At 73.4% G+C, this 26108-nt stretch carries 20 protein-coding genes, 2 tRNA genes and 1 pseudogene; 7 read left to right on the forward strand and 16 right to left on the reverse strand.

Translation table 11 applies throughout. The annotated features are described in order from the left end of the window. Nucleotides 1–108: 108 nt before the first annotated feature. From ACI791_RS05665 to ACI791_RS05675, 3 genes are all read right to left on the reverse strand, one after another. Nucleotides 109–1656, reverse strand: coding sequence for an acetolactate synthase large subunit (locus tag ACI791_RS05665; protein WP_456585146.1), 1548 nt, complete (start codon nucleotides 1654–1656; stop codon nucleotides 109–111). A gap of 121 nt (nucleotides 1657–1777) precedes the next feature. Beyond that, nucleotides 1778–2179, reverse strand: coding sequence for a MarR family winged helix-turn-helix transcriptional regulator (locus ACI791_RS05670; RefSeq protein ID WP_456585328.1), 402 nt, complete (start codon nucleotides 2177–2179; stop codon nucleotides 1778–1780). 137 nt (nucleotides 2180–2316) lie between these two features. Beyond that, on the reverse strand, nucleotides 2317–3396 hold the full coding sequence (locus tag ACI791_RS05675; RefSeq protein WP_456585147.1) for a hypothetical protein: 1080 nt from the start codon (nucleotides 3394–3396) through the stop codon (nucleotides 2317–2319). 243 nt (nucleotides 3397–3639) lie between these two features. On the opposite strand from ACI791_RS05675, the gene ACI791_RS05680 reads away from it, so the two are divergent. Continuing rightward, nucleotides 3640–4920 (forward strand): alpha-hydroxy-acid oxidizing protein, encoded by a 1281-nt coding sequence (locus tag ACI791_RS05680; protein ID WP_456585148.1) that lies wholly within the window; start codon nucleotides 3640–3642, stop codon nucleotides 4918–4920. Between the two features lie 155 nt (nucleotides 4921–5075). On the opposite strand, the gene ACI791_RS05685 is transcribed toward ACI791_RS05680, so the two are convergent. From ACI791_RS05685 to ACI791_RS05700, 4 genes are all read right to left on the reverse strand, one after another. Then, nucleotides 5076–7760 carry a transglycosylase domain-containing protein gene (locus tag ACI791_RS05685; RefSeq protein WP_456585149.1) on the reverse strand — a complete coding sequence of 895 codons (2685 nt, stop codon included), beginning with the start codon at nucleotides 7758–7760 and terminating at the stop codon, nucleotides 5076–5078. Between the two features lie 361 nt (nucleotides 7761–8121). Next, nucleotides 8122–8194, reverse strand: a tRNA-Arg gene (locus tag ACI791_RS05690). Between the two features lie 20 nt (nucleotides 8195–8214). Further along, a tRNA-Ser gene (locus ACI791_RS05695) sits at nucleotides 8215–8303 on the reverse strand. A gap of 85 nt (nucleotides 8304–8388) precedes the next feature. Continuing rightward, nucleotides 8389–9591 carry an MFS transporter gene (locus tag ACI791_RS05700; protein ID WP_456585150.1) on the reverse strand — a complete coding sequence of 401 codons (1203 nt, stop codon included), beginning with the start codon at nucleotides 9589–9591 and terminating at the stop codon, nucleotides 8389–8391. 103 nt (nucleotides 9592–9694) lie between these two features. Between ACI791_RS05700 and ACI791_RS05705 the strand changes: the two genes are divergently transcribed. The 5 genes from ACI791_RS05705 (at nucleotide 9695) to ACI791_RS05725 (ending at nucleotide 14000) form a co-directional block, all read left to right on the forward strand. Further along, the gene (locus tag ACI791_RS05705; RefSeq protein ID WP_456585151.1) at nucleotides 9695–10225 is read left to right on the forward strand and encodes a CGNR zinc finger domain-containing protein; all 531 of its coding nucleotides are present in this window, start codon (nucleotides 9695–9697) and stop codon (nucleotides 10223–10225) included. 121 nt (nucleotides 10226–10346) lie between these two features. After that, nucleotides 10347–10895 (forward strand): phosphatase PAP2 family protein, encoded by a 549-nt coding sequence (locus ACI791_RS05710; protein ID WP_456585152.1) that lies wholly within the window; start codon nucleotides 10347–10349, stop codon nucleotides 10893–10895. A gap of 67 nt (nucleotides 10896–10962) precedes the next feature. After that, nucleotides 10963–11535, forward strand: a complete 573-nt coding sequence (locus ACI791_RS05715; protein ID WP_456585153.1) for a hypothetical protein — start codon at nucleotides 10963–10965, stop codon at nucleotides 11533–11535. A gap of 5 nt (nucleotides 11536–11540) precedes the next feature. Further along, the gene (locus ACI791_RS05720; RefSeq protein WP_456585154.1) at nucleotides 11541–12575 is read left to right on the forward strand and encodes a PHP domain-containing protein; all 1035 of its coding nucleotides are present in this window, start codon (nucleotides 11541–11543) and stop codon (nucleotides 12573–12575) included. 405 nt (nucleotides 12576–12980) lie between these two features. Further along, nucleotides 12981–14000, forward strand: coding sequence for a glycosyl hydrolase family 8 (locus tag ACI791_RS05725; RefSeq protein WP_456585155.1), 1020 nt, complete (start codon nucleotides 12981–12983; stop codon nucleotides 13998–14000). 42 nt (nucleotides 14001–14042) lie between these two features. Here ACI791_RS05725 and ACI791_RS05730 read toward each other — a convergent pair whose 3' ends face one another. From ACI791_RS05730 to ACI791_RS05745, 4 genes are all read right to left on the reverse strand, one after another. Beyond that, nucleotides 14043–15170: a glycoside hydrolase family 6 protein gene (locus tag ACI791_RS05730; RefSeq protein WP_456585156.1), complete on the reverse strand. Its 1128-nt coding sequence runs from the start codon at nucleotides 15168–15170 to the stop codon at nucleotides 14043–14045. Between the two features lie 403 nt (nucleotides 15171–15573). After that, nucleotides 15574–17355, reverse strand: coding sequence for a hypothetical protein (locus ACI791_RS05735; RefSeq protein ID WP_456585157.1), 1782 nt, complete (start codon nucleotides 17353–17355; stop codon nucleotides 15574–15576). Next, nucleotides 17352–18653 (reverse strand): glycosyltransferase, encoded by a 1302-nt coding sequence (locus ACI791_RS05740; RefSeq protein ID WP_456585158.1) that lies wholly within the window; start codon nucleotides 18651–18653, stop codon nucleotides 17352–17354. The genes ACI791_RS05735 and ACI791_RS05740 overlap by 4 nt, the downstream gene beginning before the upstream one ends. Before the next feature lie 2 nt (nucleotides 18654–18655). Beyond that, on the reverse strand, nucleotides 18656–19912 hold the full coding sequence (locus ACI791_RS05745; protein WP_456585159.1) for a glycosyltransferase: 1257 nt from the start codon (nucleotides 19910–19912) through the stop codon (nucleotides 18656–18658). Between the two features lie 762 nt (nucleotides 19913–20674). Here ACI791_RS05745 and ACI791_RS05750 point away from each other — a divergent pair. Next, the gene (locus ACI791_RS05750) at nucleotides 20675–20863 is read left to right on the forward strand and encodes a hypothetical protein (RefSeq protein WP_456585160.1); all 189 of its coding nucleotides are present in this window, start codon (nucleotides 20675–20677) and stop codon (nucleotides 20861–20863) included. Nucleotides 20864–21067: 204 nt separating this feature from the next. Here the strand turns inward: ACI791_RS05750 and ACI791_RS05755 are convergent, their stop codons facing one another. From ACI791_RS05755 to ACI791_RS05775, 5 genes and pseudogenes are all read right to left on the reverse strand, one after another. Further along, nucleotides 21068–22255, reverse strand: a complete 1188-nt coding sequence (locus tag ACI791_RS05755) for a glycosyltransferase (RefSeq protein ID WP_456585161.1) — start codon at nucleotides 22253–22255, stop codon at nucleotides 21068–21070. 520 nt (nucleotides 22256–22775) lie between these two features. Next, nucleotides 22776–23873: an acetylglutamate kinase gene (gene argB, locus ACI791_RS05760; protein ID WP_456585162.1), complete on the reverse strand. Its 1098-nt coding sequence runs from the start codon at nucleotides 23871–23873 to the stop codon at nucleotides 22776–22778. Beyond that, on the reverse strand, nucleotides 23870–24064 hold the full coding sequence (locus tag ACI791_RS05765; RefSeq protein WP_456585335.1) for a hypothetical protein: 195 nt from the start codon (nucleotides 24062–24064) through the stop codon (nucleotides 23870–23872). Before ACI791_RS05765 ends, argB begins: the two co-directional genes overlap by 4 nt. Nucleotides 24065–24147: 83 nt before the next feature. Further along, nucleotides 24148–24228 (reverse strand): annotated as a pseudogene (locus ACI791_RS05770) (hypothetical protein); the annotation flags it as partial. A 313-nt stretch (nucleotides 24229–24541) separates the two neighbouring features. Then, nucleotides 24542–26011 carry a M1 family aminopeptidase gene (locus tag ACI791_RS05775; RefSeq protein ID WP_456585163.1) on the reverse strand — a complete coding sequence of 490 codons (1470 nt, stop codon included), beginning with the start codon at nucleotides 26009–26011 and terminating at the stop codon, nucleotides 24542–24544. Nucleotides 26012–26108 lie beyond the last annotated feature (97 nt).

Consider the following 26108-nt stretch of genomic DNA (forward strand, 5'->3'; position numbering starts at 1 on the left):
TTGACCGGTCGCCGCCGCCGGATGCCTCCGGTCGGTGCTGTGGATGCCTGGATACAAGCACAGGGGTGGGACTGCGGCTCACCGGGGAAGGCAACGATCCGGACTCGGTCAGGGCACCGACAACACGACGTCGATCACGTGCGGTCCCGGCTCCGCGTTCGCCCGGCGGAACTGCTCGGCGAACTCCTCCGCGGTCGTCGCCCGACTGCCCGGGACGCCCATCCCGGCGGCCAGCGAGACGAAGTCGAGGTCCGGCCGGGCCAGCTCCAGCAGGTCCCTCGACCGCGGCCCGGACGCCTCCGCCCCGACGTTGCGGAGCTCGCCCTCGAGGATGCGGTAGGACCGGTTGCTGAACACGACGGTGGTGACGTCGAGCGACTCGCGCGCCTGGGTCCACAGCGCCGAGATGGTGTACATGGCGCTGCCGTCGCCCTCCAGGCAGACGACGCGCTGCCCGGGGCGGGCGACGGCCGCCCCGGTGGCGACCGGGAGCCCCTGGCCGATCGCCCCGCCGGTGAGCGTCAGCCAGTCGTGGCGCGGCGCACCGGCGGTCGGGACGGGCATCTGCCGGCTGGACGTGACCCCCTCGTCGACCACGACCGCCCCCTCCGGCAGCAGGGCGCCGAGCGCCGCGCCCACCGTGTCGGGGGTGAGCGCGCCGGTGGGGAGGTCGGGCCGCAGCAGGGGCTGCCGTTCGGGATCGGCCGGGCCGACGAGGTCGGCCAAGGAGTCGAGCGCACCCACCACGTCCTCCCCTGCGCCGGCGAGCACGTGCACCTCGCACCCGTCGGGAACCAGGCTGCTGGGCCGGTCGGGGTAGGCGAAGAACTCCACCGGTGGCCGCGCTCCGGCGAGGACGAGGTGGCGGACCCCGGCCAGCCGCTGGGCGACCTGCTGGCCGGCCCGCGGCAGGCGCTCGACGGGCGGCAGGCCCTCGCCGCGCTCCAGCCGCGCCGGGAAGGTCTCGCAGTGCAGCCGTGCGCCGGCCGCCCGCGCCACCCGGCTGGCCGCCTGCAGCCCCGGCGCCCGCGTCGCCGCCCCGCCCACGAGGATCGCGCAGGGCTCGCCGGAGGTCAGGAGCCCGGCGACCCGGGCGACGACGTCGTCCGGCACGGTCCTCGCCGCTCCGGGCGCCAGCGGCGCCGCGGGTTCGGCACCCTCGGACCACGAGACGTCGGCGGGCAGGATGAGCGTGGCGATCCGCCCGGGGGCCGTGCGGGCCGCGGCGATCGCCTCTGCCGCGTCGCCGGCGACGTCGGCGGCGCGGCCGGAGCGGCGCACCCAGCCCGACACCGTGCCGGCGAGGGCGTCGATGTCGGACTCCAGCGGGGAGTCGTACTCCTTGTGGTAGCCGGCGTGGTCACCGACGACGGTGACCATCGGCGTCGCGGCGCGGCGCGCGTTGTGCAGGTTGGCCAGGCCGTTGGCCAGACCCGGCCCCAGGTGGAGCAGGACGCCGGCCGGCCGGTCGGTCATCCGGCCGTAGCCGTCCGCCGCACCGGTCGCCACGCCCTCGAACAGGCACAGCACGCCCCGCATCTCCGGAACGGCGTCGAGCGCGGCGACGAAGTGCATCTCCGAGGTGCCCGGGTTGCTGAAGCAGACGTCGACGCCGCCGTCGACCATCGTCCGGATGAGGGCCTGCGCCCCGTTCACGCCGCCACCCCCGACCGCCCGGACCGGACGTGGTCGGGATCACGCTGCGCACCCATGGGGGCACCGTACGCGGGGCCGCAGGACATGGCGCGAGCCACCCGCCACCGCGCGGGCGCCGAGGTCAGCAACGGGTCTTGGTGGCGGCCGAGACGCGGGCCAGGGCGTCGGTGACGACGGCGGCGTCGTCACCGAGCAGGCCCAGCAGGTGCGCGACCAGGTCGTCGTGCGTGACGCGCGCCGCCTCCACCCGCTCCCGCCCGGCCGGCGTGAGCCGGGCGTGCAGCAGCCGCCTGTCACCCGCCCCGCGCTCCCTGATCACGAGCCCCTGCGCCACCAGCCGGTTGATCGTGCTGGTGACCCCGGGCCGGGACAGGCCGACGGCGTCGGCGACCTCCCCCATCGAGGCCCGCTCCCCCGGCGACTCGGCGACCCGGCGGAGGGCCTCGAAACCGGTGAGGGAGAGGTCGTGGTGGCGGTGGAGCGCCGAGTCGACCCGCCGGGTGATGCGGTCGTGCACCTGCACGATGCGCAACCACGTCTCGGCGGGGCGGGGAGCTGCTCCGGGGAGAGCGGCGGCATCCCGGGGGACACCGCGCGCGATCGCGTCCTCGGACCGTGGCACCCGCTCTGGGTCCCCGCATCGGGGACCGGTGAAACCGATCAGGTGGTGCGGATCGGACCGTGGGCGCGCCGGTCGGCGTACTGCCGCCCGGCGACCGTCACCAGCCCGCCGGCCGCGGCCACGAGGGCCACCGCTGCGGCGACGAGCGAAGCCAGCGAGAGGACACCGCGGGGAGGGCCGACCGGCTCGGCGGCCGAGGCCACCTGGAGGTCGACGCCGGCGCTCACGGCGGAGTCGGCGCCGACGAGGTCGAGGGTCGCCGGGCCCGCCGGCGCCTCCTCCGGGATGCGCAGGTCGAGGCGCACCGCACCGTCGGGGCCCGCGGTCGCGGTGGCGAGGACGGTGTCGGTGCCGTGGAGCACGATGCGGACCTGCTCGCCGGGCAGGAAGCCGGCCCCCCGTAGGGTCACCGTGCCCCCGGGCCGGACCTGCGCGGCGCTGCCCGTGCCCGACCCGCCCGCGCCCGGTGCCACGGCGGCGTCGGTGTCGGAGGGCGACGCGCTGCCCACCGGGGTGGCCCCGCCGGTGGTCGTCGTCCTGCTGCTGGTGGTCGTGCCCGGCGGGGTGGCCGGCGTCGTCGTCCCGTTGGGAGTGCGGGACGGGCTGGGCCGGGTTCCGGTCGTCGTGCCGCCCGTCGGCGAGGGGCTGGGGCTGGTCGGCTCGACCGTGGCGATCGGCGGCGCCGGTGGGGGCGGTGGCGGGGAGAGGGCCGCCTCGCAGTCCTCCACCGTGGGACGGGTGAGGGTGTACTCGTCGAGCTCGTCGACGTAGGTGAGACCGGAGCCGTCCCGGGCGGTGAACTCCAGCCGCGGGTCGATCGTCTCGCCGGAGGCGACGTCGCCGGTGCGCAGCACCGCGCTGCCCTGGGCGACCAGCACGGCCTCGTCCTCGCCGCCGGGCCGCCGGGCGGTGGCCAGCCGGACGGTGTAGGGAGCGGTGCCCGCGACCACCTCGACCACGATTCCGCCCGGCCGGCAGCTGGGGCCGTGGGTGACCCGGGCGTCGGGGCGGGTGGGGTCGTCGATGGCGAGCGCCGGGGCGGCACCGGAGACGGCCGCGCCGAGCAGGAGGACGAGCAGACCGGTCACGACACCGGTGGAGAGGGCGGTGCGGGCCACCCGGGGCGACGTCGTCCGCGTCGGCTCGGCAGCTCGCGCGAACCTGCTGATCAGGCCGTCCTCCCTGTTCCGGTGCACTCGAGTTTCAGATCATGCCTGACGTGACGCTTCGTTGCTAGCCCGTTACGCGCCTGCCGCGCGTGTCGTGCGGCGTGTCGACGATTCGTTCCCCGGAGCGCCACCGGGCAACCCACCCGACCGGCCTCGCACCGCCGATGAGAGGCGAGTCACTACGGTGGCCGGGTGGACACAGCGGGTGTGGGGCGGCGGCGACAGAACGAGGTGTACCGGGCCGGGGTCTTCGGCCACTCCCCGCGCGTGCCGATCGGCCTCCGCCGGCTGCAAGAACGCGCCGAGCGGGTCCTCGACGCGCGCGCCTACGCCTATGTCGCCGGCGGCGCCGGTGACGAGGTCACCCAGCGCGCCAATCGGGCCGCCTTCGACCGGTGGGCGGTCGTGCCGCGCGTCCTGCGCGACGCCAGCGTCCGCGACACGTCGGTGGAGCTCTTCGGTCGCCGGCTGCCGGCCCCCCTGCTGCTGGGTCCGGTCGGCGCTCTGGAGCTGGTGCACGACGAGGCCGACCTGGCCGTGGCCCGGGCGGCCGCCGCCACCGGGGTGCCGATGGTGTTCTCCAACCAGGGCTCGGTGGCGATGGAGGTGTGCGCGGAGGCGATGGGCGACGCGCCGCGCTGGTTCCAGCTGTACTGGTCCAGCTCCGACGAGCTGGTGGAGAGCCTCATCGGGCGGGCCGAGGCCGCCGGCTGGGAGGCCCTCGTGGTCACCCTCGACACCACGATGCTCGGCTGGCGGCCGCGCGACCTCGACCTCGGGCACCTGCCGTTCGCGCTCGGCAAGGGGATCGCGCAGTACACTTCCGACCCGGTCTTCCGCCGGCTGGTCGAGGAGCGCGCGGCCGCCGGCGGGCCGAACGAGCCCCAGCCGCGCCCGACGCCGGCCGCGATCAAGGCGCTGGTGAGCATGGCGCGGGCGTGGCCGGGCTCCTTCCGCGAGAACCTGCGCTCGCCGCTTCCCCGCGCCGCCGTCGACACGTTCCTCTCCCTCTACTCCCGCCCGTCGATCAGCTGGACGGACCTGGCCTGGCTGCGCTCCCGCACGAAGCTGCCGATCCTGCTCAAGGGCGTGCTGCACCCGGACGACGCCCGGCGCGCGCTGGACGAGGGCATGGACGGCGTCGTCGTCAGCACCCACGGCGGGCGGCAGGTGGACCGCTCGATCCCGGCGCTGGACGCACTGCCCGACGTCGTCGCGGCGATCGGCGACCGGGCGCCGGTGCTGCTCGACAGCGGCATCCGCACCGGCGCCGACGTGTTCACCGCCGTGGCGCTGGGCGCCCGCGCCGTGCTGCTGGGCCGGCCGTTCGCCTGGGGCCTCGCGCTCGCCGGCGAGGAGGGCGTCCGGCAGGTCGTCTCCGACGTGCTGGGCGAGTTCGACCTCACCCTCGGGCTGACCGGGCACACCGCCGTCGACCAGCTGAACCCGGAGATCCTCCGCCGCGTCCCCTGATCCGGCGTCCGCCGCACATCCCGCCCCGGCTTGACCCGGGGTGTGATCGGCCTCACAGTAGGGGGTGGGTGGGGGTAGCCGGGACCGAGTGGCTACCCACTGCTGGGTAGACCGACCAACGCGGCCAGACCGTCAGAACCGGCCCCCCGCCCCCACTACTCCTCCGCCGCACTCGGCGATGGCGCGGTCGTCTCCGGGGGCGGCTCAGGCGTGCCCGCTGTCGGTTCGGCCGGCGGCGGAGGCGTCGGTTCAGTCGGCGCCGGAGGTGGCGTCGGTTCGGTCGGCGGCTCCGTCGGCGGCGGCGGCGGAGTCGTCGGTTCAGCCGGCGCCGGAAGTGGCGTCCGCTCGGTCGGCGCCGGAACCGTCGGTGCCGGAGGGGGTGGCGTCGGCTCGGTCGGCGCCGGCTCCGTCGGTGCCGGAGAGGGCGGCGGCGTAGGCGTCGGCTCGGGCGTCGGCTCGGGCGTCGACTCGGGCGTCGACTCGGGCGTCGACTCGGGCGTCGACTCGGGCGTCGGCTCGGGCGTCGGCTCGGGCGTCGGCTCGGGCGTCGGCGGGGGCGGCGGCGGGGGGACCCACCGCGCGCCGTTGCTGACCAGCACCGACACAGCGCGGCTCTGGTCGACGACCGTCCCCGGGCCTGGGTCGATGCCTACCACGACGCCCGGCGGGCGGGCGCTGTCGACCGCGATGAGGACGGCGCCCAGGTTCCGGGAGCCCAGCAGCCCGCGGCACCGGTCGGCCGACCGGCCGATGCAGCCTTGGGGCACGGTCGCCCGGGTGCCCTGCACGAAGAACGGGTCGGCCGGCGGAAAGGGAACCGGCTGGCGTGCGACGAGGATCGGCTGGAGGGCGTCGTGCCAGATCTGCGCACCCTTGCCACCACCGAAGCCACCGACGTCCCGGTTCTCCACGGGGTCGTAGACCATGACGCTGGCCGCGATCTGGGGGGTGTAGCCGACGAACGCGATCGAGTAGTTGTTCTGGGTGGTCCCGGTCTTCCCGGCGATCTGGTGCCCCGGGATGTACGCGCGGCGGCCGGTCTGCCCGGGGTGGCCGGGCTCGACGTCCTTGCGCAGCGCCTGGTTGAGGGTGTGCGCCAGCCCCGGGGGCACCACCTCGCCCTCGCACCGCGGCCCGCCGAGCGGCTGGCCGTCCTCACCGAGCAGCGGCTGGCCGTCGCGGTCGAGGACGCGGGCGATCGGGTTCGGCGCGCACCGGGTACCGCCGGCGGCGAGCGTGGCGTAGGCGTTCGCCAGGTGCAGCGGGCTGGTGGCCTCGGCGCCGAAGGTGAACGAGCCGCGGTTCTCGGCGACGATCTGGTCGGCGACGGGATCCAGGGAGGCCAGCCCCAGCCGCTGGGCCATGCGCACCGGCGCCTCGACGCTGCCGAGTTGGTCCTCCAGCGCGAGGAAGTAGGTGTTCGAGGACATGTAGAGCGCCTGCTCCATGTCCAGCCGCTGGCGATAGCGGCCGGCGTTCTCGACGTCGTAGGGCCCGTCACCGTCCCGGTAGACCGTGGAGACGTACGGATCCGGCGTGCTGATCACGTGGCCGAGCCCGAAGCCCTGCTCGAGCGCGGCGGCCGCGGTGAACACCTTGTACGTCGAGCCGGCTCCCTGGCCGGCGACGACGGGGAGGTTCACCGTCGTCCTCGTCCGGTCACCCTGCGCCGCACCGAAGATGCGGTTGACCGACATGGCGAGCACCCGGCCGGTGCCCGGCTCCACGGCGGTGTAGATGCCGGCGCGGGGGTCCTCCAGCGCCAGCGTCTGCCGGACGGCGGCGTCCCCGGCCTGCTGCATCGCCGGGTCGAGCGTCGTCTCGACGGTGAGGCCCCCGGTCTCGATCCGCTCGCGGGCGACGCCGAGGGTGTCGGTCAGGTAGCTCAGCGCGTAGTCGCAGAAGAAGCCGCCGATCCGGGCCTCGCGGCAGCCGCGCGGCGGGCCCTCGCCGGGCGTGAGGGTCACCGGCGCGCTGCGGGCCTCCACCACGGCGGCGGGGTCGGCCAGGCCGAGCTCGGCCATCCGGGCGAGGACGACGTCGCGCCGCTCGGTGGCGCGTTCGGGGGCCGTGAAGGGGTCGTACTGGGTGGGGCTCTGCACCAGCCCGGCGAGGGTGGCGGCCTGCGCGAGCGTGAGCGCGTCCGGTGTCACCCCGAAGTAGGTCTCCGCGGCCGCTGCCACGCCGTAGGCGCCGGCCCCGAAGTAGACCCGGTTCAGGTAGCGGGTGAGGATCTCGTCCTTGCTGTACTGCTGCTCCATCGCGAGCGCCAGCTGCGCCTCGCGGAGCTTGCGGCCGATGCTCTCGTCGGTGGCGGCCTCGCGGGCGTCGGGATCGGCGGCCGACTGCAGCCGGATCTGCTTGACCAGCTGCTGGGTGAGCGTGGAGCCGCCCTCGACCACCTCACCGGCCGAGAGGTTGCGCAGCAGCGCCCGCGCCAGGCCCCTGCCGTCGACGCCGCCGTGTGAGAAGAAGCGGCTGTCCTCGATGGCGACCAGCGCGTCCTTCATCACCGGGGCGATCGCCTCGCTGGGCACCACGGTGCGGTTGCGCCGGTAGAACTCCGCTATCAGCGAGCCGTCGTCGGCCAGCACGCGGGTGTTGCCGGGTGGGGTGCGGTGGAGCAGCTCGTCGGAGACCGGCTGCAGGAGCCCGGCGCCGGAGCGGGTGGCGACCGAGACCCCACCGACCACCGGCAGCGCCAGTGCGGCGAGCAGCGCCCCTGCCAGGACCAGTGCCAGCGCCAGCTGGAGCACCACCCCGCGCCTGCGGGGCCGGGAGACGGGTGCCTCCTCGACCCCGGGCAGCAGCAGTCCCTCGGCGGTGGGACGGGACGACACGGAACTCCTCGGCGCAGGCGGCAACGGCGGCGCCCACACGCGGCGGACCCGGCTCCTCGTTACCCCCCGTGCCGCGATCCCGCTGCCGGATGCCGGGTTTCGTCACGCGATCGCAAAGTTACCGCGACCTCCGGAACGGCTCTGGGGGCAGCCCCTGAGGTCGTCGCTGGTCGTGGTCGCCGGGTGGTGCGGGGGCCCTCTGGGAGTCGTCCTCGCGCTCGGTGGGCCCCGCAGGGCTCCCCGGGCGGGAACGACGCCCCCAGAGCGGGCGAAGGTGCAGAGCGGGCCACGGCTCCAGAAACGACGAAGCGGCCCCGCACTTCCGTCGAAGTGCGGGGCCGCTCGGTGTCTCAACCAGACGTGCACCCGAAGGGATTCGAACCCCTAACCTTCTGATCCGTAGTCAGATGCTCTATCCGTTGAGCTACGGGTGCGTGTGTTCAGTTGTCGTGCGCGGAGGCTCCGGGATTTGAACCCGGGATGGGGATTAACCCAAACCGCATTAGCAGTGCGGCGCCATAGACCGGACTAGGCGAAGCCTCCCGGGGTCCGAGTCGCCTCGTAACCACCGAGGAGAGAGACTACCAGCGCTCCCCCGGCCTCCCCAGCCCGGGTCCGGGGAGGCGGCTCACGCGGCGACGGGCTCGCGGGCGCCGGCCGGCCGCGTCGCCGGACGGCGGCCGGGCACCAGGGTGACGACGACGGCCGCCGCCGCACCGGCACAGGCCAGCACCAGCGCGCCGGGCACCCCCGCGGAGGTCTCGATCAGCGCACCACCGAGGGCGGCACCGACGGCCGAGGCGCCGACGGTGATGGTGGACAGCCAGGTGAACGCCTCGGTGGTGGCGTGCACCGGGGCGAGCGAGCCGACCAGCGAGCTCTGCACGGTGAGGGTCGGGGCGATCACGGTGCCGCCCAGGAAGAGCAGCACGCCCAGCGCCCACGGGCTGGACACCCAGGCCAGCGGCGCGAGGCCGATGGTGACGCCGAACAGCAGCCACCGGTACTGGCGGGGCAGCGATGCGCTCATCACGCGGGCGCCGAACCACAGGCCGCCGGCCACCGAGCCCAGCGACCACACCGCCAGCAGCAGGCCGGAGAGGCCCGGCGAGCCGCTGGAGTCGGCAAAGGCCGGAATGGCCACCTCGAGCGCCCCGAAGCCGAGCATCACGGCCGAGCCGCTGATCAGGACGCGGGGGATGCCCGGCGCCAGCACGGTGCTGAACAGGCCCGCAGAAGGGGCCGGCTCGGGCACCCACGAACGGGCGGCCCGGGCGATCCCGAGCGCACCCGTGACGGCCAGCGCACCCGCGACGGCCATCGCCCACGCCGGCGCGGCGAGCACGGCGAGGGTGGCGACCAGCGTGGGGCCGACGACGAAGACCAGCTCGGTGGCGGTGGCGTCCAGCGCGTAGGCGGTGGAGCGGGAGCGCGGGTCGGTGCGGGACCACAGGGCTCGGACGGTGCCGGAGACCAGCGGCGTGCTGGCGCCGGCGAGGGCCGAGGCGGCGATGACCGCCGGCTCCGGGGCGCCGCCGAGGGTGACGGCGACCAGCAGGCCGAGCAGCAGCGGGTAGAGCGCCGACTGCGCGAGCAGGATGCGGCGGGGGCCCTTCCGGTCGGCGAGGCGGCCGAGGACCGGCGCCATTCCGGCCGAAGCGATCCCGAGCGTGGCCGCGGCGAGGCCCGCGACCGCGTAGGAACCGGTCTGTCGCTGCACCATGAGCAGCAGCGCGAGCGGCACCATGGCCGACGGCAGCCGGCCGGCGAAGCCGGCGAGGAGGAGCGTCTTGGCGGAGGGGAGTCGCCAGACGGTGAGGTAGGCACGCACGCTTGCACTCGTTTCGCACGGCAGGGGAAGGAACAGTAGGCGGTCAAAGACCGTTGACCGCCTACGCAGTCCCGAGAGTAGGGGCTCGGAAGTAGGGAGTCAATTGGACTACGACACCTACGGGTCGACCGCGGTCGAGCTGGCCATCGCCCTGGCCAACGCCGACCTCGGAGCCGACGACGCCGTGGCGCGCTTCCTGGCGGCGCACGACGAGTGGTTCACGCACGGGACGTCGCTGGACCTGGCCCCCACGGACGCCGCGAAGGCGACCGCCACGGCGACGCTGGTGCGCGCCGTCGCGCTGGCCGAGTCGCAGCCCGACGTCCTCGCCCGGCTCAACGAGCTGCTGGCGCTCGCCCGGCCGCGCCCCTACGCCACCGACCACGACGGCGAGCTGCACCTGCACTACGCCCGCCCCGACGCTCCCGCCCTCGAGCAGCTGACGACGACGGTCGCGATGGGCCTGTCGCAGGTGGTCGTGCAGCACGGCTGGCAGCGCCTCGGCGTCTGCTCGGCCGAGGGCTGCGACGACGTCTACGTGGACACCTCGCGCAACGCCAGCCGCCGCTACTGCTCCAACACCTGCGCCAGCCGCTCGACGGTGGCCGCCTACCGCGCGCGCCGGAAGTCCTAGGGACCCCAATCTCGCGGTGCGGCGGCGGGACACGCGGTCGACGGCGAGGGTGGCCGGACCACGGTGCGGACCGGGGCGCCCTGTGCGCGAACCCCGGCTGACAGGGCTAGCGTCCGACTGCGTGCGCTCCGCCCGGAACCTCGACGCGCGCCTGCACTCCTTCGTCGGGTCGCTGCCCACCAGCCCTGCCGACCGCTGGCTGCGCCGGCTGTCCACCGCCGCCGACCACGGCACGCTCTGGATCCTGATCGCCCTCGTCCTGAGCGCCCGGCCGGGGCCGCTGCGGCGGGGCGCCCTGCGCGGGGTCGGCTCGATGGCGCTGACCAGCGCGGTGGTCAACGCCGCCCTCAAGCGGGCGTTCGGACGGGTGCGGCCGGACCTGGCCAACCTGCGCACCGAGCGCCGGCTGCGGCGCGAACCGGGCAGCCTCTCCTTTCCGAGCGGGCACGCCGGCTCGGCCGCGGCCTTCGTCACCGGCCTGGCGCTGGAGAGCCCCGTGGCCGGGGCCGTGCTCGCGCCGGTCGCCCTGGGCGTCGGCTACTCGCGGGTGCACGTCGGCGTCCACTACCCCGGTGACGTGCTGGCCGGGTTCGCGGTGGGCGGCGCGGTGGCCGCGGCCGGCCGGCACCGCTGGCGAACGGCCCGGGACGACGGCTCGCGACCTCGGTGATTGCGGAATCGATCTTCGGGGCAGTGCACGACGCGACTGCCCAGTGGCATCGAGGAAAGAGGTCACCATGCTCGTTCGCCGGATCGCCCGGCCCCTGCTCGCCGCTCCCTTCGTCTACGGAGGGGTCAGCACGCTGCGCAAGCCGCAGGACCGCGTGCCGGGTGCCGCCCCCGTGGTGGAGAAGATCGCCGACACCGCCGACAAGCAGCTCCCCGTGGAGGTGCCCCGCGACGTCGAGCAGTGGGTGAAGGTCGACGCCGCGATCAAGGTCGCCGCCGGCTCGCTGTTCGCGTTGAACAAGTTCCCGCGGCTGACCGCCATCGTGCTGTCAGCATCGATCGTGCCCACCACCCTGGCCGGCCACCGGTTCTGGGAGCACGACGACCCGACGGAGCAGTTCGGGCAGATTTCGAACTTCCTGAAGAACACCGGTCTGCTGGGCGGGCTGCTGCTCGCCGCCGTCGACACCGAGGGCAAGCCGTCGGTGGGCTACCGCACGCGCCGGGCGGCGAAGCGGGCCGCCGATGCCACGGAGAAGAACTACGAGAAGGCCCAGAAGCGCGCGCTGAAGGCCCAGAAGAAGACTTCCCGCAAGGCCGGCAAGAGGACTGGCAAGGGAGCCCTGAAGGTGTTCAGCTGAGCACCATGCTGCCGCCCGCGGCCGCGCTCCGGAGGATCGCCTTCCTCCTGGAGCGCGCCCGCGAGGCCAGCTACCGCGTCGCGGCCTACCGCAGCGCCGCGGCGGTGGTCGACGGCCTCGACGACGCCGAACTCGACCGCCGTATCCGCACCAAGACGCTGACCGACCTCAAGGGCATCGGCCCCAAGACGGCGACCGCGATCGTGCAGGCGCACGAGGGCCAGGTGCCCGAGTACCTGACGACGCTGGAGGAGGCGTACGCCGCCGAGCTGCCCGCGGCCGACGACGTCGCCGCGTTCCGGGCCGCGCTGCGCGGTGACCTGCACGCGCACTCCGACTGGTCCGACGGCGGCAGCCCGATCCGGGAGATGGCCGAGGCCGCGATGGCCCTGGGCCATGACTACCTCGCGCTGACCGACCACTCCCCCCGGCTGACGGTCGCCAACGGGCTCAGTTCCGAGCGCCTGGAGCGGCAGCTCGACGTCGTCGCCGAGCTGAACGCCGAGCTCGCCCCGTTCCGGATCCTCACCGGCATCGAGTGCGACATCAACGTCGACGGCACGCTGGACCAGACCGACGAGCTGCTCGGCCGGCTCGACGTGGTCGTGGCCAGCGTGCACTCCGACCTGCGGGCACCCGCGGCGCAGATGACCGAGCGGATGCTCGCCGCCGTCGCCAACCCGCACACCGACGTCCTCGGGCACTGCACCGGCCGGCTGGTGATCGGCCGCAAGCAGCGCAACGGCACGCAGAAACCGCGCCCGGAGAGCCAGTTCGACGCCGAGGCCGTCTTCTCCGCCTGCGTCGAGCACGGCACCGCGGTCGAGATCAACTCCCGTCCCGAGCGGCTGGACCCGCCCCGCCGGCTGCTCACCCTCGCCGTGGAACTGGGCTGCGAGTTCGCCATCGACACCGACGCCCACGCGCCCGGCCAGCTCGACTGGCAGTACAACGGCTGCGAACGGGCGATCGAGTGCGGCGTGCCGGTCGAGCGGGTCATCAACACGCGGAGCGCCGACGACCTGCTGGCCTGGACCTGACGAGCCAACTCGACGGGCCCTGGTCCGGCCACAGGGAGATATGCGCCACGCCGGATGGCAGGAGCGGTTGCAGTTCGCGCTCCCGTGCGCCGCCATTCCGCGCAACACACCGACGAGGGCAACCAGGACCACTGCGATCCTCACCCTCCGGAGTCACGCACCTCGGGGCCATGGTTACTGCGCTGAGCCATGCCGGGCACGGGCGGGACGATGATGTGAGCAGCCTCGACCGCTCGTCCGAGCGGCGCATCACCTGGAGCAGTCATGGTCCCGTCCGGGCCGGGGCACGGAAGTGAGGGACCATTCGTGATGTCGTCCGCGCGGACCGTGGCCGCCGCCGTCCTGCTGTCCGTGTCATCCGTCGCGGCTTGCACGTCCTCCCCTTCGGGCGATGGCGCGGCCGTCGTGAGGAGCGCGCCGGCCGTCCCCTCCGCACTGAGCGCCGAGGACGCCGGCCAGGCGTTCCTCGCCGACTACGTCACCGGAGAAGGTCGGGTCGTCCGCCGGGACGAGGGCGGGGACACCGTGAGCGAGGGCCAGGCTTACGCCATGCTCGTCGCCGCGGCGATCGGTGACCGCGAGACCTTCGACGCGGTGTGGTCGTGGACCGAGGACAACCTCCGCCGCCCCGACGGGCTGCTCAGCTGGCGGTGGGCCGATGGCACCGTCGCCGATCCGTCCTCGGCGTCGGACTCCGACCTGGACGCCGCCCGGGCCCTGGTGATCGCGGGTGCCACCTTCGACGACCCGCAGCTCACTGCCGAGGGGGTCGCGCTCGGAGAGGCCGTGCTCGATCTGGAGACGGTGGAGACCGGTGCGGGCCGGGTTATGGTGGCCGGCAACTGGGCGACCAGTGCGCCGTACGCCTACAACCCCAGCTACCCGTCCCCTGCGGCGAGCGCCGTGCTGGCCGCGGCGTCGGGCGACCCGCGCTGGGCCGAGCTGGACGCCGGCACCCGGACGGTGACCGCGTCGTTGCTGCAGCTGGGGGCGCTGCCGCCCGACTGGGCGCAGGTGTGGGAGGACGGCAGCGTCGAGGCCACCCCCGGGCCCCTGGGCCGCGGCGAGCGGGTCCTGTACGGCTACGACGCCGCGCGCATGCCCGTGCGGTTCGCCGAGTCCTGCCGACCGGGCGACCGAGCCCTGGTCGCCGCGCTGGCCGATCCGCTGAGCCGGGGTGGCGACACGGCGCGGCTGGACCTGGGTGGGCAGCCGATCGTCGACTACGACTCGGTCGTCTCAGCCATGGCCCAGGCCGCGGTCGCCGCGGTTCAGGGCGACCAGGACCGCGCCGCGCGGGAGCTGGCCGACGCCGCGCAGATCGACGAGGTCACCGACACCTACTACGGCGCCGCCTGGAATGCACTGGGCCGGCTGGTGCTGACCGACGACACGCTCGGCGGCTGCCCGCCCCTGGGATCCTGAGCGCCGGGCCGGCGGCTCGTCACCCGCCCCGGCGCGCGAACGTCACCCGCGCGCGAGCGCGAGGGCGTACTGCGGCCAGAAGACGCCGGCCTGCGGGCCACCGTTGCAGGTGCCGTCGGACTCGCCGGGGGTCTTGACCCACAGGTAGGCGTCGACGAGGGGGTGGCCGGTGGAACTGGTCGGGCGCTCCCCCATCGCACGTCCGGACGGGTTGCACCAGTCCGTCCCGGGACCGTTGCCGTTGCGGCTGGTGTCGACGACGAAGCGGGCGCCCCCGAGCTCGGTGGAGAGCGCGTTGCCGTAGGCCACGTTGTCCGCGGTGGTCTCGAAGTTGGAGACGTTGAGGGCGAAGCCGTCCGCCCGGTCCACACCCGCGGCGCGCAGCCGCTGGGACATCTCCTGCGGGCCGATCCAGTTGGAGTGCCCGGCGTCGAGATAGGTGCGGGTGCCGGAGTTGCCCTCGAGCACGTCGACCGCCGACGCGAGCATCCGGTACCGCTCCGCCGGGTCGCCGCAGAGCAGCGCCAGGGTGTCCGGCTCCACGATGACCACGGCCTCCGCGGAGCCGATCCCGTCCGCGATTCCCTGCACCCAGGCGGCGTACGCCGCCGGGGACGACACACCCCCGGCCGAGTGCCCGCCGCAGTCGCGGCCGGGCGCGTTGTAGGCGACGAAGACCGGCACCGCGCCGGCCGCCCGGGCAGCCTCGACCCGCTGCCGGACCGCGGAGGCGACGTCCCCGCTCCAGGCTCCCAGCCAGGTCGCGCTCGATACGCCGGCGAGCTCCGCGAGCAGGGCCGCGCCCGCGGGATCGCTGGTCTGCAGCTTCGCCGCAGCCGCGGCCGCTTCGCCGTTCGGGCCGTAGAACGTGTCCCCGGCGAGCGGATTGACCTCCGGACCGCCCGCGGCGGAGCCGGGCGTCCCGGCGTCGCGCGCCGGCAGGATCTGGACGTCCGCTCCGGCGCCGAGCCCGGTGTCAGTTCCCACTCCGGAGGAGGGCAGTGCCGGATCGGCCACGTAGGTCTCGGTCGGCGCCTTCTCGCCGACGACCGGCCCTTCCGGCTCCAGCGGCGCTGCGGGCCCGGGTGCGCCCGTGCCCGCAGGTGGGGCGTCCGCCGCCGCAGCCTGTGCCACCGGCGCGTCGTCGGCCGCCTGCTGGGTCGGACCCACCAGGGGGGTGCAGGCGACCAGCCCGGGAACGACGACGGCGGCGGCCAGCAGTGACCGCCACGGCCGCCGGGGGATCGGGGCCCGTGCGGAAGCGGCCCGGTGCGACGTCGCCGGGACCCCTGACGAGGACGTCCGGACGGACAGGTCGCCAGTCGGCGGGTCAGCCTGTTCGAGCGACGATTCGACTACGTGGCGTAGTGGCGAGGGCACCTGCGAACCGTAACGGAACAAATCCGCAATGTCACCGGGCGGGTCGAACTCTTACCTCCGACGAGCGCTGGCACCGTCCCTCCCCACCCATCGGTCGGCCGCCGGACAGCACCGTGCCCCCGTCCGCTGGACGCGGACGGGGGCACGGGGCGGGACGCCGGCCGGGCGCAGGATCGCGCCGGGCCGGAACTGGTCAGTCGTCCGTCGCCAGGATCGACGTGATCGTCTCCTCGGCGGTGGCGTACTTGTCCGCCAGTTGCGCCACGGACATGGTGGCGCGATCGACGCGAATACCCTCGATCTGACCATTGGTCAGCTCGGGGAACTCCGCGCTGGGTGCGGCCATGAAGGCCTCGAGCTGCTGACGCTCGGCCTCGGCCTCCGCAGCCTGGATCTTTGCCTGCTCGGCGAGTGAGCGGACGCGGCGGACCTCTACCTGGGCCTCGCCCGTGCCGTCGGTCCAGAGCAGTTCGCTGTGCTCGTAGGCCTCCACCACGATCGGGCCCGCGTTCTTGGCGGCGGCCGCAGACCACACGAGGTAGTCGATGCCGGTGTAGTCGCCGCCCACCTGCTCGGTGACCGCGCCGTCGGAGTCCACCTTGTAGAACCACAGGACGTCCTCGGAGTCCCAGCCGGCGTCCACCAGATCGTTCCAGAACGCGTTGTCCGTGACGACCGTCGACTCGCGCGGCAGGTTCGCCTCGGCGAACTCGAGGGCGTCGGCGCGGACGTCGTTGGTGTCTGCCGTCCAGGCCGCCTCGTAGTTGTACCGCCAGTTCGCGAGCGGCAGCGCGGCCGCCGCCAGCACGAGCAGCAGTGCCGCGCCCGAGACGGCCCGCGCCGGCACACTCCGGGCCCGCATGAGCCACTTCCAGGTCACGTCGAGGAGGCCGACGAGGACGAGAGCGGCGAAGGGCAGGACCGCGACGACGTACATCTGCGGGAGGTAGCCGGCCGGGCGCAGGGCCACGAGCGCGGCGACCAGCACCCCGATGGCCAGCGGCCGGAGCCGGCGGACGGCGAGGGCGGCCAGCGACGCCGCGACGCCACCCACCACCAGCACACCGCTGTCGAGCTGGAGCCAGCCGGTGAAGGAGTCGTAGGCGCCGTCGCTCGGGCCGTTCGGGTCCAGGAGCCAGCCGGAGCCCTCCCGGCCGCCGAGCTGGAAGGCCAGCGCGTCCCAGACCGAGACGTGGTCCGGGCCCGGGAAGAGCTCGTTGCGGATGAGCGCGAACAGCAGGTACATCGAGCCCGAGATCACCGTGATGGCGGAGAACCCCATGACCGCGAACGGCCGCGTCGGGCGGTACGCGGACTGCCAGAGGCCGACCAGCAGCGCCGGCAGGAACACCAGGGTGGTCTCCTTGCTGAGCACCGCGACGCCGAAGCAGAGGCCGGCGGCCATGTGGTGGCCCAGGTGTCGGTCCTTGCTCAGCACCAGCAGGAAGGCACCGATCAGCCACGGCAGGGCGACGTTGTCCAGGAACACCTGGCGGCCCTCGTAGAGGACCAGCGGGTTGACCGCCCAGAGCAGCATCGCGGCCAGCGCCCAGCCCCGGGCCATGCCGACGCGCTTGGCCAGCAGATAGGTGAGCAGCGCCGTCGCCAGCGTGTAGCCGACCATGACGATCCGGCCGGCCAGCACCGAGGAGTTGGTGCCGTCGAGGATCGCGTCGGGGATCCAGGTGAACAGCGCCATCTGGAGCCAACCCGCCGGCGGGTGGTCGTACCAGTAGGTGTAGGGCGACAGCGCGCCGAGGTTGGCGACCGACCACGCCTGGGAGTAGTACGTCCCCTCGTCGTCCCAGTAGCGCGGCCAGCCGGCCAGGTTCAGCGAGTGGGCCACCCCCACGACCAGGAGCCCGAGGGCGACCAGCAGGCGCTCCGAACGGAGCCCCAGCGCGCCGCGCGGGCGTGGCGGCGCCGGGGTCCGGTCGGTCTCGACGACGTCGGGGCGTTCGAGGACGGTGGTCATGCGGCGCGCTCCTCGTTCGGGACGACGGACAGCTGGGGGGTGATGTGGGAGCCCGCGTGGGCGGTCTTCTCCCAGGCGAAGTCGCCGGTCACGTACTTCCAGATCGCCCGGAGGACCGCGATGGCCAGCAGCAGCTGGTAGAAGGGCAGCGAGACGAGCAGCCGGAGATAGTCGCGGAACCGGACCTCGAGCCCCATCTCCTGGCTCCACTCGCGCAGGATGAGCATCTCGAAGCCGAGCATGGTCACCGTCGGCGCCAAGGGCAGGAGGGTGATCAGCACCACCAGCGGGGGAACGCTGGCGAGGACCCCGGTCAGGATGGCCAGCGGCAGGACGACGCCCGAGAAGGCCACCGCGTGCTGCTGGACCAGCGTCCACCAGGCGTGGAACCGCTGCGACCGGGTGGGCAGCCGCTTCCACTCCCCCTTGGCCAGGACCTGCATGAAGCCCAGCGCCCACCGGGTCCGCTGCTTGATCAGCTGCGGGATGCGCTCCGGCGTCTCCTCCTGGGTGGCCAGCGCCGGGTCGTAGCCGACCACGATCTTCTTGCCCAGGGCCGAGAGCCGGACGCCGATCTCGCAGTCCTCGGCGAGGCAGTCGCCGTCCCAGCCACCGACCTGCTCGATCAGTTCGCGCTTCACGAAGACGGTGTTGCCACCCAGCGGGATGAAGCCGGAGAGGGCGTGGCCGTGCAGCCGGGAGCGGAACCAGATCCGGTACTCCATGCAGTTGCGGAGACTGAACCAGGAGTCCCGGTAGTTCATCAGGTGCACCGCGCCCTGGACGACGTCGGCGTCGGTGTCCTGGAAGGTCGCGTCGACGTGCCGGAGCAGGCCCGGCTGGGTGAGCGACTCGGCGTCGATGATGCCGACGACGTCCTTGGTGCAGTCCAGCAGCGACGTGTTGAGCTGCCGCGGCTTGTTCTTGACCGTGTCGTAGTTGATCGAGACCCGAACCCGGGTCGGCCACCGCCGGGCCAGCTTCTCCGCGATCTGGACGGTGTTCAGGCCATCGCTCATCGGCTTGGCGTCGTCGTGCCCGACCGAGAAGATGACCTCGAAGTCGGGGTGATCCTGGGCCAGCAGGCGCTCGACCGTGGACCGCATGACCTCCTCGCTCTCCTCGCGGCAGGGCACGATCAGGCTGAAGGAGTACTTCGCGCGCCCGGGCACGCGGAAGCCGACGGACTCGAAGGACCGCGGGGACATCCAGGCGTGCATCTGCCACCACAGGGTCGTGCTGGCGATGACGAGCAGGGCAAGGGCGATGAGGACGAGGAGTCCGGAGAGGATCGCCATGGTCAGACCTCCACGGTCTCTCGAAGGGGGGCCGGGGCCGAACGCCGCCGACGCGGGCGGTAGACCACGCGGGACACGAAGAGGAACCGGATGACGAAGGCGGCGGCGAGGGTGGCCGCCTGCGCCAGGAGCGGCCAGACGCCCACGGTCTCCACGAGCAGGACGAGCAACGGGAGACGGATCCCGGCCTCGACGCTGTTGAACACCAGGTGCTGGGCCAGCCGGCGCGTCCGGCGGTGTGCGCCGTCGCGCAGGTCCGGGAAGACGAACCGCTCCTGGAGCACGAAGTTGTGCAGGATCGAGACCTCGGCGGCGACGATCGCGGCGACGACGTAGTTCACCGACAGGGGGCCGGCGAGCAGCAGCGCCATCACCGCGAGGTTCACGATCGTGCCGAGCGCCCCCACGGCTGCGAAGCGGCTCAGCCGGCCCAGCCGCAGGCTCGCCAGCTGGCGGAGGAACCGGAGACCGGTGCGCCAGGACGCCTTGCTCTCCCCTGCCGCGCGCTCGCCGAACGTGAACGGCAGTTCCCGGACCCGCAGGTCGTGGCGCGCGAGGATCTCGAGCAGGATCTTGAAGCCGCGCGGCCGGAGAGCCGACGGGTCGATCGCCGAGCGGCGAACGCAGAAGAAGCCGGTCATCGGGTCGCTGCAGACCCGGCCGACCCGGCGCGGGAAGCATGCCTGGGCGATGGCCGTGCTGCCGGTGGACACCCAGCGGCGGTAGGTACTGCCCAGCCCGGAGGAATCCCCGCCGCCGTAGCGGGACGCGACGGACAGATCCACGTCCTCGGCGGCGTCGCGCAGCGCGGGCACCATCTCCGGCGGGTGCTGCAGGTCGCCGTCCATGACGACGACGAAGTCGCTGCGCGACGCGGAGATGCCGGCGACGACCGCACCGGCCAGGCCACCGACCCGCTCCTCGGCGTCCCGGTGGATCATCCGCACGGGCAGATCGGCGTGCGCGGCGAGGCGGGCGATCTGCTGGGGCGTGTCGTCGGTGCTGTCGTCGACGAACAGGATCTCGGCCCTGCGCCCGCGCATGGCCGCCGCGAGGCGCTCGACCAGCGGTGCGGCGTTCGCGCCCTCGTTGACCGTGGGAACGACGACGGTCGTGTCGAAGCCGGCCCGGGCGGACCGGTACCGGCAGGGCTGCCCCACACGCTCTCGGTGGTCGGCGACGACGTTGCCGACCATGACGACCGTTCGATCCGGTCGCTGGAGCCCATCGGGCACGTGCGGGGGAAGCAGCGGACGCATGGGGATCCTCATTCAGAGCAGGGCGGTCGGACTCACCGCCCACACGCCCGCCGTGGCGGCGCGAGAAGGGATCCGGATCGGTGACACAGGCGACAGGCGGCAGGCGGTGGAGTTGTTCGAGCACACGCCGCTCCGTTGCGGTCGTGCCACACACTCGTCGTCCCCAGACGGACATGCCACATGGCGGCGCCCGGGAATGGGTGACGCCGATGAGGGACGTGACGGACAGTCACGGGGACCGCGGGCTTCGCGCCGGCGCGGTCCGGCGTGTCGCGCGCGTTGGAACGCGACGTAGCCGGGCGGGTGCGGCAAGTCGCCACATGATCGAAGTATGATCTCTCTCTCACTGGCCGGCGTGTCCTGTCATCATCGGACTGGCGGGCTGGACCGCCTTCCCCCAGCCACCGAGGTCGCAGCCACGGGACTCAGGCCCAGCACTTCACCCAGCGGCACGACGAGGGTCGACCATGCCCGGCGGCTCGACCACGGGTGGTTGGATCACTCGTCGACCCACCATTGGCCAGCAGGATGTGTCAGGCGGACGGCGACTCGTAGCCGACTCCCTTGAGGTCTTCAAGGGTATTCGTGCGGTCGCGGCGGTCGATCTGGGCAGTATCAACCACTGCCGCGACGCTGCGGCAGTCACCGACGCGGTAGCCGGCGCGGGCGCATCTGCGACCACTGCGCCCAGCGCGTGCGGCACAGGACCGAGACGATGACGGCTGGCGGGTTGACCGCCACCGTGCAGCGCACGCGGGCGAGGTGCCCGAGTACCTGGCCGAGCTCGAGGAGGCCTGTGCCGGTGAGCTCCCGGCCGCCGAGGAGGTCGCCGCCTTCCGCGCCGCGCTCCGGGGCGACCTGCACGCGCACTCCGACTGGTCCGACGGTGGCAGCCCGATCCGGGAGATGGCCAGGCCGCCATGGCCCTGGGCCATGAGTACCTGGCGCTGACCGATCGCTCCCCCCGGCTGACGGTCGCGAACGCTCGACGTGGTCTGGCCAGCGTGCACTCCGACCTGCGGGCGGACGCCACGGCCATGACGGCCCGCATGCTCGCCGCCGTCGCCAACCCGCACACCGACGTCCTCGGGCACTGCACCGGGTCATCAACACCCGGCCCGCCGACGAGCTGCTGGCCTGGACCGCCGGAACGGGTCAGGCCCCGACCGTCTCCCGGGCGCGCACCGACCCGAGGACCGACCGGTGCGGCCGGTAGATCACCCGGCTGACGAACAGGAACCGGGCGACGAAGGCCACGGCGAGCGTGACCGCCTGCGCCAGCAGCGCGTAGAGGTGCATCGTCTCGACCAGCAGGACGAGCAACGGCAGCCGCAGCAAGGCCTCGGCGTTGTTGAACGCGAAGTGCTGGGCCAGCCGGCGTCCCCGGCGGCGCACGCCGTCGCGCAGATCCCGGAACACGAACCGCTCCTGCAGGACGAAGTTGTGCAGCATCGACACCTCGGCAGCGAGAACGGCGGCCACGACGTAGTTGAGTTCCACCGGCCCGCGGACCAGCAGCGCCATGACGGCGAGGTTCACCAGCGTCCCGAGGGCACCGACGGCGGCGAACCGGCTCAGCCGGCCCATCCGCAGGCTCGCCATCTGGTAGGCGAACTGGGCGCCGTTGCGCCACGACGCCTTGCTGTCGCCGGCCAGCCGGTCGCCGAAGGTGAAGGGCAGCTCGCGCACCCGCAGGTCGTGCCGGGCCAGGATTTCCAAGAGGATCTTGAATCCGCGCGGCCGGAGGCGGCCCATGTCGACCGCGGCCCGACGGAAGCAGAAGAACCCGGTCATGGGGTCGGAGCAGACCCGGCCGACGCGGCGGGGGAAGCACGCCTGGGCGATGACGGTGCTGCCGCTGGAGACCAGGCGGCGGTAGCTGCTGCTCAGGCCGGAGGAGTCGCCGTCGCCGCCGTAGCGGGACGCGACGGAGAGGTCCACGTCGTCGGCCGCGTCGCGCAGGTCGGGCACCATCTCCGGCGGGTGCTGGAGGTCGCCGTCCATGACCAGGACGAAGTCGCTGTCCGAGGCGAGGATGCCGGCCGTCACCGCACCGGCCAGCCCACCGACCCGGTCCTCGCCCTCCCGGTGGATCAGGCGCACCGGCAGGTCGGCGTCGGCAGCGACCCGGGCGACCTGGATCGGGGTGTCGTCCGTGCTGTCATCGACGATCAGGACCTCGGCACTGCGCCCGCGGAGGGCCGCGGCCAGCCGATCGACGAGCGGGCCGATGTTGGCGCCCTCGTTGTACGTCGGGACGATGACCGTGGTGTCGAACGCGGCGGGGACGCGCTCGACGGCGGCGGTGTTCTCCCCGGGGCCAGTGACACGGTTGTCGGTCACGACGAAACGTCGGGCGGCGCGGTCGCGCGCCGGCGATGCGATGCCGCGGTCGTCATGCATCAGTGCCTCATCTGGGAAGAAGTCCGGCGCCGTCCGCCTCTCCCGGGGGGCGGCCCGGACTCGGCTGGCGGGCACCTACCCCGGGGGCGGCCGTCCTGACACACCGATGGACAGCAGCTCCACGACGATCACCTCGTTCCGGAGGTCACCGCCACCCCGTTCCCGGCTTCCACCAGCTGGTCAGCCGACCCGGACGTCGTCGGCGACGATCTCGGCGTGGAGCACGGACGTCCGCCCGCCACGCACACCCGGACCGCCGGCGAGCTTCTCGACCGGACGGCCGGTTGCTACCGCGCGGGCGTCGAGGGCGGCCAGGAGGACAGCGTCGACCTGGGCGTCTGCCCCGGTGTCCCCGTAGGGCCCGTAGGAGACACGCGCACCCCGGGGGGCGTCGAGGCCATCACCAAGCAGTCGTTCACGCGGACCGCCGACCAGCGGCCGGCCAGCACCTCCGTGCGGCTCACCGCACGACCTCCCCGTTGCCGGCCGGGGCCGGGCTCGCGGAGTCGACCCTCGGGAGGACCATCGTGCCGGTTCCTTCGGTCGTGAAGGTCTCCAGCAGGAGCGCGTGCGGCACCCGCCCGTCGATGACGGTCGCCCGGGAGACCCCGCCCTCGACCGCCCGCAGGCAGGCAGCCATCTTCGGGATCATCCCCGAGTGCAGGTCCGGAATGATCTCGGCGAGCTCGCGGGTGTCGATCTTCTGCACCAGGGACTCCCGGTCCGGCCAGTTCGCGTAGAGGCCTTCGACGTCGGTGAGCACCACGAGCTTCGCCGCGCCCAGCGCCGCGGCCAGCGCGGCTGCTGCGGTGTCGGCGTTGACGTTGTGCACGACGCCGTCGGCGTCCGGGGCGACGCTGGCGACGACGGGGATGTGGCCGGCCTGGAGGAGCGCGGTGACCGGGGTGGTGTCGACCGCGACCACGTCGCCGACCAGCCCGACGTCGACCGGCTCGCCGTCCACGACCACTGCCGTCCGCTGCGCGGTGAACAGACGGCCGTCCTCGCCGGAGAGGTGCACGGCCATCGGGCCGTGCTGGTTGATCAGGCCGACGATGTCGGGGCCGACCTGGCCGGTGAGCACCATGCGGACGACGTCGATCGTCTCCGGGGTGGTGACCCGCAGACCGCCACGGAACTCGCTGAGGATGCCCAGCCGGCCGAGCATCTCGGTGATCTGCGGACCGCCGCCGTGCACGACGACCGGGAGGATGCCGCAGGTCCGCAGGAACACCATGTCCTCGGTGAAGGCCCGGCGGCACTCCTCGTCGACCATGGCATGGCCGCCGTACTTGACGACGATCACACGGCCGTGGAACTCCCTGAGCCACGGCAGCGCCCCGGTGAGGACGGCGGCCTTGAGCCGATCCCCTTCGGGATCGTGGGTGCGCATGACGCGGGTGCTACCGACCCGGCGGCGCACCGGCCGGGTCGGTTGCTCGTCGGGACCGGCGTCGGACGGCGGCACGTCCGCGCGGAAGCCGGACGGCGCCCCGGGCAGGGCTTGGTCGGCCCGGACGTCGGACAGGGTCGGGTCCTGCGCGTGATGGATGCTCATGTGGAGGAGGCCGAGTTCTCGTGCACGTAGGCGATGGACAGGTCGTCGGTCCAGATCGTGGCCTGCTCGCCGCCGGCCCTCAGGCCGACGTCGATGGTGTTCTCCGGGCCAGTGAGGTCGACACCCGCACGGGGGTCGCCGATCGCGTCGGTGGTGAGGAGGAGCATCGTCGCCGGGGCCGGCGCGAGCATCCCGGTGTCGGCGAAACCCTCCGGCCCGGTGCAGGCTTCGCGCCGCCGGAGTTGAGCACGAGCGCGCGAGCCCGCTGCCCGGCCAGCACCGGCCGGCTCCACAGCACGGGCGCAGCCGGACAACGGTTGGTGGTGAAGACCCCGACCGTCCGCCCTGCGCTCACGCTGAGTCACAGTACTCGGATGTACGCTGTCCATGTGCGGGTTCGAACAGGAAACTGCCGATCCTGAAGGTCTTCATTCGGGAATTCCGCACGCAATGACCCTTTCTGCTGGTGAGCGCGCCGTCCACACGGATCGCGCTCATCGTGTGCGGCGTCGAACACCCGAACGGGTGAATTTCACCATTCCCTACGCGCGGTTACCGTGAGTAATTTCGTGGTGCCTGCCCGCCGCTGGGGATCCGCGCCCCACCCGGGTCGCCCCGGGTGCGAGCGCCTCCTCCCCGCTCGGTCGGCCGGGGTCAGGCCGGGGATGTCATGACAGGGCCCCGACCTCGCGCAGCACCCGGAGAACCTCCGGCAGGTCGGCGAACGCCTCGCGGACGTCGTCCGGGGTGGCGATGGAGTAGGCGTTCGCCGCCAGGTAGTCGGCCAATGCGGCGTCGAACACGTCGTCACCGGCCTGCTCCCGCGCCTGCACGAGCGCGGCCCCGCCGAGGGTGTAGACGGTGTCGTAGTAAGCCCTGCTGGGCCATCGGAACTCTGCCGCCCAGTACGTCATGGACCCGCCCACCGGCGGGGCGTCCTCCCCCGACCCGTGGGCGAAGGGCGTGTCGTCGCCGTCGGCCACCGACTGGGCGAACGTCGCGAACGACTCGTCCAGCCACGGATGCTCGCCCTGGTCGTTGCCCACCAAGCCGTAGAACCACATGTGCGCGAGCTCGTGCGTCACGAGACCACGTCGCTCGTCCGGGTCGACGTCGCCGAACTGGATCGCGCCGGGGAACTCGATGCCGCTCGTCTGGCTGGAGAGCACCACGACCCACAGGTCGTCGTAGGGGAAGGGGCCGAGCAGGTCGACGAGGTCGCCGGTGGACTCCTCGATCTGATCCAGCCAGTCGTCGGCGTCCGCCTCGCCGACTTCCTGGTCCAGCCCCACGTGCACGCGAAGCCCGTCGATCGTCCGCTCGGCCACGTCGAGGTCCCCGACCGCGACGGCCACGTCCCGGACCGCCGGGGCGGCGAAGCGGTGGACGGTCGTCCCGTCCGGCCCCTCGTCCGTGCCGAGCGCCTCCCCGGTGCCGAGGACCTCGTAGCCGGAGGATGCGACCACCTCGAGGGAGTCGAGCAGGAAGTCCTCGCTCACGGCCGTCTCGCCGTTGACCGGGACCGCGGGGCCGCGCTCCCAGCCGCGGCCCCGCTCCCACGCCAGGAGGGGGAAGGCCGTGGCGAACCAGGCGATCTCCGCGTCGGAGGACATCCCGACCCGCTCGTTGACCTCCTCCCCCAGCTCGAGGTCGAAGGTGATGTCGACGGTGACGGCCTCCCCCGCTCGCAGACAGTCGGCCAGCGGGACCTCCACCAGGGTCCCGGCCGGTGCGTCCTCCGGCGCGCCGGCGACGATGTCGAGGAACGCCGCATCGCGGCCGTCGACCTGCACCCGCGACACGGTCAGAGAGCTACCTGCACTCGCGGTGGCCGGCTTGTTCGGCCAGGACCGGAACACCAGTTCGCAGGTGTCCAGGTCCGGTGTGAACTCGACGACCTCACGACCGGCCACTGACTCGAGGTCCGCGGCGACCTCGAAGCGCAGGTCCACCACGGGCCGGTCGGGCCACGGCTCGGCGACGTCCACCGCCGCCTCTCCGGGTCTCGGGCCGTCGTCGTCCGGCACCGACTCGCCGCGTCCTGGCCCGGCGTCGTCCCGCGCCCCGGTGGTGCAGCCACTGAGCGCCAGCACCAGAGACGCCAGGGCAGCCGTGGACCACCGTCGACCTGTGCGCATCCCTGTCCTCGAGTACTGGGCGGCCGGGGGCTCCGGCCGGAACTTCCATTCTGCCTGCCCGGCCGGTGCACGGTCGGCAGGTGACGACAGTTCGGCC

This window comes from Blastococcus sp. SYSU DS0973 (assembly GCF_054051055.1).